The organism is Mesorhizobium sp. M7A.F.Ca.CA.002.15.2.1 (assembly GCF_003998715.1).
GTDB lineage: Bacteria > Pseudomonadota > Alphaproteobacteria > Rhizobiales > Rhizobiaceae > Mesorhizobium > Mesorhizobium ciceri.
Genome location: NZ_RZPI01000221.1, coordinates 1 through 7,857 on the forward strand (window position 1 = coordinate 1; position 7,857 = coordinate 7,857).

The 7,857-nt window shown below is 64.1% G+C and carries 7 protein-coding genes and 1 pseudogene; 6 read left to right on the forward strand and 2 right to left on the reverse strand.

What is annotated here, in order from left to right; all coding sequences use genetic code 11:
* From ENZ74_RS14540 to ENZ74_RS14565, 6 genes and pseudogenes are all read left to right on the forward strand, one after another.
* A pseudogene (locus tag ENZ74_RS14540) lies at positions 1 to 324 on the forward strand (molybdopterin dehydrogenase); the annotation flags it as partial.
* Positions 315 to 812: a (2Fe-2S)-binding protein gene (locus ENZ74_RS14545; RefSeq protein WP_063167465.1), complete on the forward strand. Its 498-nt coding sequence runs from the start codon at positions 315 to 317 to the stop codon at positions 810 to 812. The pseudogene ENZ74_RS14540 and the gene ENZ74_RS14545, both read left to right, overlap by 10 nt.
* Positions 805 to 3,153, forward strand: a complete 2,349-nt coding sequence (locus tag ENZ74_RS14550) for a xanthine dehydrogenase family protein molybdopterin-binding subunit (protein ID WP_063167466.1) — start codon at positions 805 to 807, stop codon at positions 3,151 to 3,153. Before ENZ74_RS14545 ends, ENZ74_RS14550 begins: the two co-directional genes overlap by 8 nt.
* Positions 3,154 to 3,165: 12 nt before the next feature.
* A complete protein-coding gene (locus tag ENZ74_RS14555; protein WP_063167467.1) occupies positions 3,166 to 3,897 on the forward strand; it encodes a LamB/YcsF family protein in 732 nt (243 codons plus the stop codon).
* A gap of 96 nt (positions 3,898 to 3,993) precedes the next feature.
* Positions 3,994 to 5,376: an aspartate aminotransferase family protein gene (locus tag ENZ74_RS14560; RefSeq protein WP_063167468.1), complete on the forward strand. Its 1,383-nt coding sequence runs from the start codon at positions 3,994 to 3,996 to the stop codon at positions 5,374 to 5,376.
* The gene (locus ENZ74_RS14565; RefSeq protein ID WP_063167469.1) at positions 5,373 to 6,041 is read left to right on the forward strand and encodes a nuclear transport factor 2 family protein; all 669 of its coding nucleotides are present in this window, start codon (positions 5,373 to 5,375) and stop codon (positions 6,039 to 6,041) included. The genes ENZ74_RS14560 and ENZ74_RS14565 overlap by 4 nt, the downstream gene beginning before the upstream one ends.
* A 109-nt stretch (positions 6,042 to 6,150) precedes the next feature.
* Here ENZ74_RS14565 and ENZ74_RS14570 read toward each other — a convergent pair whose 3' ends face one another.
* Both ENZ74_RS14570 and ENZ74_RS14575 read right to left on the reverse strand, forming a co-directional pair.
* Positions 6,151 to 7,344, reverse strand: coding sequence for an ABC transporter substrate-binding protein (locus tag ENZ74_RS14570; protein ID WP_013533160.1), 1,194 nt, complete (start codon positions 7,342 to 7,344; stop codon positions 6,151 to 6,153).
* 42 nt (positions 7,345 to 7,386) lie between these two features.
* Positions 7,387 to 7,857, reverse strand: a 471-nt coding sequence (locus tag ENZ74_RS14575; RefSeq protein WP_164761033.1) for a branched-chain amino acid ABC transporter permease, incomplete at its 5' end; no start/stop codon positions are given.

The window sequence follows — 7,857 nt, forward strand, 5'->3', positions numbered from 1 at the left end:
ATCCGCCTGCCGCTTCGGAAGGCTGGCGACTATCCGGTCGCCGTCGTCTCGCTTGCGGTGGACAAGGACAAACGATGTCGCATCGCCGTCGGCTCGGTGGAGCCGGTAGCGCGGCGCTGGACGGCGCTCGAACAGGCGATGAGGGCAAGCCAGGCCTCCGCGCTCGATCCGGAGCGCGCTGCCGGGCTTGCACTAGAGCACAATGATTTTCAGGGCCGCGACGGCAGGGAAGCGGAGGGTTGGTACCGGCGCCAGGTTCTTCCGCCGCTGGTCAAGCGCGGTGTTGCCGCACTTCTCAAGACCGAGGGCCTGGCATGGTTGTGACATTCCAGCTGAATGGCGAGGACTGCAGCTTTCACGGCGATCCGATGACGCCGCTCGTCGACATCTTGCGGCGGGAACGATTCCTGACGGGGACCAAAGCCGTGTGCCGCGAAGGCTTCTGCGGCGCCTGCACGGTGCATGTCGACGACGAAGCGGTGCCGTCCTGCCTGAAGCCGATTGGCCTGGTCCAGGGGTGCGCGGTCACGACCATCGAGGGATTGAGCTCCGGAAACCAGGCGCTGCATCCGCTCCAGGCCAATCTAGAGGCCGCCGATGCCGTGCAATGCGGCATGTGTTTTCCAGGAATGGTTATGAGCCTTTCGGCGTTCGTGCGTGACAATCCGCATGCGAGCCGTCCCGACATCAAGGCCGCGATGGTCGGCAACATCTGCCGCTGCACCGGATATGAGCGGATCGTCGACACCGTGGCCGACTGCCTTGACCAAGCGCGGAAGGCTGGCCAGTCGGTGGGAGGCCTCCATGTCTGAGCTGTCCGCCACCGTGATGAATCTTCCCCGCCGCGATGCGCAGGACAAGCTGCGCGGGCGGACGAAATACACCAACGACCGGGTTCGCCCCGACATGTTGCATGCCGTGCTGCTGCGGTCGACCGTTTCCGCGGGGCGTATCCGCAAGCTCGACCTTTCGGCGGCACTTCGCTGTCCTGGCGTGCGCGCGGTGGCGACCGGCGCCGACGCGCCAGGCCTCTACGGCATCGGCATTGCCGACCATCCGCTCCTGGCCATCGACACCATCCGCTATCACGGCGAGCCGATCGCCGTCGTTGCCGCCGAAACGGAGAAGCAGGCGCGGGCGGCGCTTGCCGCCATCATGCTTGAGGTCGAGCCGCTGGTACCGGTGTCCACCATGGCCGAGGCACTCCAGCCCGCCGCCCGTCTCGTCCACGAGGGCTGGCGCGGCTATGAGGTGATCACCGAGGGCGGCGCACGTGCCGGCAACATCGCATGGGAGGCAAAATCCAGCCGCGGCGACGTCGATGCGGCCTTCGCCCGTCCCGACATACGCATTGTCGAGAGCAGCTTCACCGTCGGCCGGCAGAGCCATGTGCCTTTCGAACCGCGCGTTGCCATCGGCTCCTGGGAGGACGGCCGTGCTCACATCCAGACCTCGACGCAGGTGCCTTGGACAGTTCGCAACGTCACCGGAAGGGTCATGCAGCTTGCGCCCGGGCGTGTGCGGGTCACCGTGCCGCCTGTCGGAGGCGGGTTCGGCCTGAAATTCGATGCGTCCATCGAGCCGATCACGGCACTTCTGGCGCGGATGACCGGGCGCACGGTGGTCCTGGAAAACACCCGGCAGGAAGAGATGGCAACCTGCCTCTGCCGCGAGAATGCGGAAATCCGCATTCGCTCCGCTGTCACCGCCGAAGGATACATCGCCGGACGCGAGGCGGTCGTGCTGATGGACTGCGGCGCGTATGGCGGCGAACAGGTTTTCCTGACAACGATGACGGCGCACACGCTGGGCGGCAATTACAGGGTTGGCGCAACGCGGCTCGTCAGCCGCGCCGTATACACCAACACACCACCCAACGGCGCTTTCCGAGCTTGCAACGGCGTCTACAACACCTTCGCGTTGGAGCGACACACCGACGAAATCTGCGATGCGCTAGGCTTCGACCCAATGGAGTTCCGGAAGAAAAATGTCCTGGGAGATGGCGATCTCGGTGCCACGGGGCAGGTTTTCGAGGCCGACGTGCTGGGTCCGATGCTCGATCGCATGGAGACACTGCGCGCCAGCACCGGTACATCAGAGGCCGAGGCCGACGGCAGGCTCTATGGAATTGCGACCACGGTCGGCACATGGTTCGTTTTCGTCGGGCCTTCGGCGGCGACGGTGAATTTGAACGCCGACGGCAGCGCAACGCTGGTCACCTCGGGTGTGGAGATCGGATCCGGCACGATGGTGCAATCCCTGCCGCAGATCGTGGCTGGGCAGCTCGGGCTTGCTCCCGACCAGGTGATCGTGCGCGAAGCCGATACGGATGCCGCCGGTCTCGATGTCGGCGTTGGCGGTGGGCGCACCACCGTGTCCATTGGTGCCGCGAGCATCGCCGCCTGCGCGGAAGTGCGGGAGAAGCTGCTTCGGACCGCCGGCGAGATGCTCCAGACCCGACCGGAAGACCTGGTGCTGCGGGACGGTCGTGTCGAGATCACGGGACGTCCCGGTTCCGGCATGTCGATCCCCGCTGTCGTCGCCCATGCACAGGCAACCACTGGCCCGATCACCGGAAGCGGGGCCTTTGCCGCCAGGAACACTCCGGCAATGTCCGGCTGCGCGATGGGGCATTTCATCGATGCGCTCGACATTCCCGTCTTCGTCGTTCACGAGGCCGAGGTGGCGGTTGATCCGGACACCGGCCATGTCGAGGTGCTGGCCTATCGCGTAGTTCAAGATGTCGGCCGCGCGCTCAACCCGCGCGCCATCCTGGGCCAGATACAGGGCGGCGTGGTACAGGGGCTCGGCTATGCGTTGCACGAGGAGGTGACGCTCACCGCCGACGGATGCATCGCGCAGGACGATTTCGAGACTTATCGCCTGCCGCTGGCGCAGGATGTGGTTCCGGTCGCCGCCGACCTTTACGAGGGCGCGCCGTCGATGGGGCCTCTAGGCACCAAGGGTGCGGGCGAGGTCCCGATCCTGGCGGTGGGCGCGGCGATCGGCTGCGCTGTGGCACGCGCCATCGGCAAGCCGGTGCGGCAGCTGCCACTGACGCCGCCGCGCGTGCTTCGACTGCTGCATGAGCGCGAACCACCGCCGGAATTCCCGCACATCGCCCCCGGCTGGGCGTTGAACACTCTGGGCTGAGGCAAGTAAACCATGGTCACCCTGAACTGCGACATGGGCGAAAGCTACGGCAACTGGCGCTTCGGTGACGATGCCGGCATCATGCCTCATATCGATTGCGCCAACATCGCCTGCGGCTTCCACGCCTCCGATCCATGGACGATGCTGAAGACCGTGCGGCTCGCCCTTTCGCATGGCAAGCGGGTCGGCGCGCATCCCTCCCTTCCCGATCGTGAGGGGTTCGGCCGGCGCGAAATGAGACTTCAGCCGGAGGAACTGACAGCTGCCTTCCTCTATCAAATCGGTGCTCTGACAGGGATGCTGGCCGCCGAGGGCGGGCAACTCAGCCATGTCAAGCCGCATGGCATCATTTACGGCATGGCCGCGCACGACGTCGACACTGCCCGGGCAATTGCCGCGGCGGTCAAGCCGTTCGGCGTCCCTCTCTTCGGCATGGCGGGAACCTGTCACGAGACGGCGGCAGCCGAACTCGGCGTTGCCTTCGTGGGCGAGTTCTTTCCCGATCTTGCCTACGCTCCCGGCGGCAGCCTGATCATCCCGCGCGTCCAGTCGGCCATCGACCTGACGCTTGCCGAGCACCGCATGATGGGGGCGCTTACTCGAGGCGAACTCGTCACGACAGACGGCACGATCCGCCCGGTCGACTTCGACACCGTCTGCATCCACTCCGATCCGCCGAATGCGCGCGACGTCGCCGCGCTGATGCGGCGGATCATCGACACTCATTCCAACGGCCTGCCATGATTCATTCTCCCGAATCGTGAAAGCTCCACGCAAGGGACTCGAGGACTATCTCGAACTCACTGCCCGAACCATTTCTCCAAGCCGCTGAGGACTTCCATGGATGCGCTTTCCAACTCTCTCGCCGCCGCCGACATCGCCACCACCATGCACCCCTACACCAACCTGCGTCAGCACGAAGAAACCGGGCCGCTGATCATCAGCCGCGGCGACGGCATCCGTGTGTATGACGAACGCGGCAAGGAATACATCGAAGGGCTGGCCGGGCTCTGGTCGGTGGGCGTCGGCTTTTCGGAAAAGCGGTTGGCCGACGCTGCCTATCAGCAAATGCTGAAGCTGCCCTACTACCACACCTTCTCCTCCAAGGCGCATGAGCCATCCATCCGGCTCGCGGAGAAACTCGTGGAGATGACGCCGGAAAACCTGACGCGTGTCTTCTTCACGTCGTCGGGCTCGGAAGCCAACGACACCATCGTCAAGATGATGTGGTTCATGAACAACGCGCTGGGCCGGCCAAAAAAGAAGAAATTCCTGGCACGGACCAAGGGCTATCACGGCATCACCGTCGCCTCCGGCAGCCTGACAGGCTTGCCGGTCAACCATCGCGACTTCGATCTGCCGGCCATTCCCGTTCGCCACCTGACCTGCCCGCACTTCTATCGCTTCGGCATGGCAGGCGAAGACGAAGCCGCCTTCACGGCGCGCCTGCTCGCCGAGCTGGAAGCGGTGATCGCCGAAGAAGGGGCTGACACCATCGCAGCCTTCATAGGAGAGCCGCTCATGGCAGCCGGCGGCGTTCTGCCACCGCCGGTCGGGTACTGGGAAGGCGTGGAGAAAATCTGCCGGGCAAATGATATCATTCTGATAGCGGACGAGGTGATCTGTGGTTTCGGGCGGCTTGGTACGCCCTTCGGCGCTCAGAAATACGGCTTCACGCCTGATATCATGACGGTCTCCAAGCAAATCACGTCGTCTTATATGCCGCTTGCCGCCGTCATTTTCTCCGATGCGATCTATCAGGCGATCGCCGACAACACCGCCACGATCGGCAATTTCGGCCACGGCTTCACGGCGTCAGGTCATCCGGTCGCGACGGCAGTGGGTCTCGAAAACCTGGCCATCTTCGAGGAGCGGGACCTGATCGGAAACGCGGCCCGCCTCGAGACGTCGTTCCAGGCCGGCATCCGCTCATTTGCCGATCACCCGCTTGTCGGCGAAGCGCGGGGCACCGGTCTTATCGGCGCCGTTGAGCTGGTGGCAGACAAGGCGACGAAACGCCCCTTCGTCAAGGTTGGGCGCGCAGGGGGTATCGCAGCAGGCTTCGGCCACGAGGAAGGCCTCATCTTCCGCGCCATCGGCGATCAGCTCGCGCTCTGCCCGCCGATGATCTCGACAGAAGACGATGTGAAAGAAATCATGACGCGCATGGGCCGGACGCTTGAGCGCCTGACCGGTGCGGTTGCCAAGGAGGGACTTGAATGACCCGCATGAAAGCCGAACCGGTCGTCCATATCGACGACGAACGCTTTCGGGTCACCGAATGGCGCTTTGCCGCCGGGGCCGAGACCGGCTGGCACATCCATGGCCATGACTACGTCATCGTGCCGCTTACGGACGGCAAGCTCGGTCTCGAAGGCCCGGACGGCGCGCAGTCGCAAGCCGCCCTCACTCAAGGGGTGCCCTATTCGCGGCGGACGGGTGTGGCCCACAACATCATCAATGCCGGCGATGCGCCGCTGGCCTTCCTGGAGGTCGAGGTCGTTGAGGCCGGCGATCTCGCAGCCAGGCGGCTCGCCGTGCTTGACCGGTTCCTCGCTGCCTGGAACGCTCGCGATGTGGGCGCGCTGATGGACTGCATGGCTGAGAATTGCGCTTTCCACGGCTCGGCCGGACCCGATGCCGAAGGGCGCAAGCATATGGGGCGTGACGCCGTGCGCGCCGCCTATGCAGCGCTGTTCGATGCTTTCCCGAAGGCCGCGTGGACCAGGGGACGGCACGTCGTGACGGGCGACACCGGGCTTTCATCATGGCGCTTCGTCGGCACCACGGCAGCGGGGCAGCAAATCGAAGTCGACGGCTGCGATATCTTCGCTTTCTCGGGGGAGCTCATAGCGCTCAAGGATTCCTACCGCAAAGCGCGAGGGTAGCGAAAATCTGAATTCATCGGGCGACGAAGGGCGGTCCAAGCGGGCCGCCCTCGTTTTTTGTCCAAAGGCAAGATCCTACGAAAGGGCCGGGCTTACCCGGCCCATCTTCTTACTTGAGCAAGGCTTCCATCGGTACCGGCTCGGAAATCGTCCAGTTGCCTACAACACCCGGCTTGCCGGCCTTGGTCTCGACGATCAGGTACCGCGTCTGGTTCTGGTGATGCAGTTCCGGCGTGAAGGTACGAGGCCCGAACAGCGTCGGCTCGTTCTTCATCTTCTCCAGTTCCGCGACGACGGCGTCGGCATCGGTCGTGCCTGCACGCTCCACCGCCTTGGCCCAGACGTCGACCATGACGTAACCCGGAAAGACATACTGGCTCGAGGGATCGGCGCCTGTCTTCGCCTTGTAGGTGGCATTGAACTTCAGCACTTCCGGATTGGGATCGTCGCCATAGATCGATCCCTGAACGGGGACGTAGAAGTTCGTCAGATCGGGCACAGCGGATAGCCAATAGCTACCGTCGACGCCCGAGCCATTCAGGATCATGGAGTTGATGCCCGCGGCACGAAGCTGCTTGATGGCCGAAACAGCGCCCGGCATCATTGTGCAAAGCATGATCGCATCCGGCTCCTTCGGCAGAGACTTGATGCGGGTGATCTGCGCGGCGATGGAGGCGTCCTCGTTCTTGAAGGTGTCTTCACCGACAAGCTTCGCGCCCTGGGCTTCGAGCTTCGGCATCATCCAGTCGAAGCCGTCGCAGATGCCCTTGTTGTAGGCCGTCCAGGTATCGAGCAGACGGTAGAAGTCCTTTGCGCCTTTTTCCTTGAATGCCCACTCGGCCATGGTCGCGCCCTGCACGGGCGCCAGCACCGACGCGGAGAAGCTGTGCGGGCCGACACCCTGGATACCGGCCTTGACCGATTCCGCGCACAGGAAGAAGGAGATACGGCCCGCGTCCTCGGCCGCGAGCGCAGCCGGCGATCCGAAGTCGTAGTCGCACGAGACGACCACGAGATCCGCGCCCTGGTCGAGCACGGAGAGGCCCGCCTTGGCGCCTTCGGCCCGGTCGGACTTGGTGTCGGCCTTGACGACCTTGATCTGCTTTCCAAGCAGACCGCCAGCCGCATTGATCTCGTCGATGCGGATCAAGGCCGCCTCCTGCGCAGGCTTGTCATAGGCTTCCATGAAGCCCGACTCCGCAGTGGCGAAGCCGATGACGATGGTCTTGTCATCGGCCAGGGCCGGGTATGCGATGGACATCGAGGCCAGAGCGGTTGCGACAATTCTCATTTTGTATGTCATGCACGTCTCCTTTTTGTTTTCCGGTCGGGCTTGTGCCGCCGGTCACTTGTTGCGACTGCTGCGGGGTAAGGTGATCTCGCGGTTGCCCATGAGTCCGGATGGGCGAAGCGCGAGGATCACGATCATGATGACGCCGAGGGCTATTTCCTGAACCCCTTTCGGGAGGGCGAAAGTGGACTCGCCGAGCGATACGCCTGCCTCCAGCCAGCGCAGCGCCTGGATAAGGGCGGACAGCAGGACGACACCCACCACACCCCCCGACAGGCTGCCCATGCCGCCGACGACGAGCATGGAAAGGGTGATGAAGGTGAGACCGAGATAGAATGTGTCGGGTGTGACCACGCCGATGGAATGAGCCATGAGCGCACCGCCCAGCCCCATCACCGCGCCTGATATGACGAATGCCACCAATCTTTCCCTGGGAATGTCGATACCGGAAGCCGCGGCGGCGGTGGGCTCGTCGCGGGCAGCACTAAGGGCCATTCCTGCCCGGGAGATCGCGTGCGCCCAGGC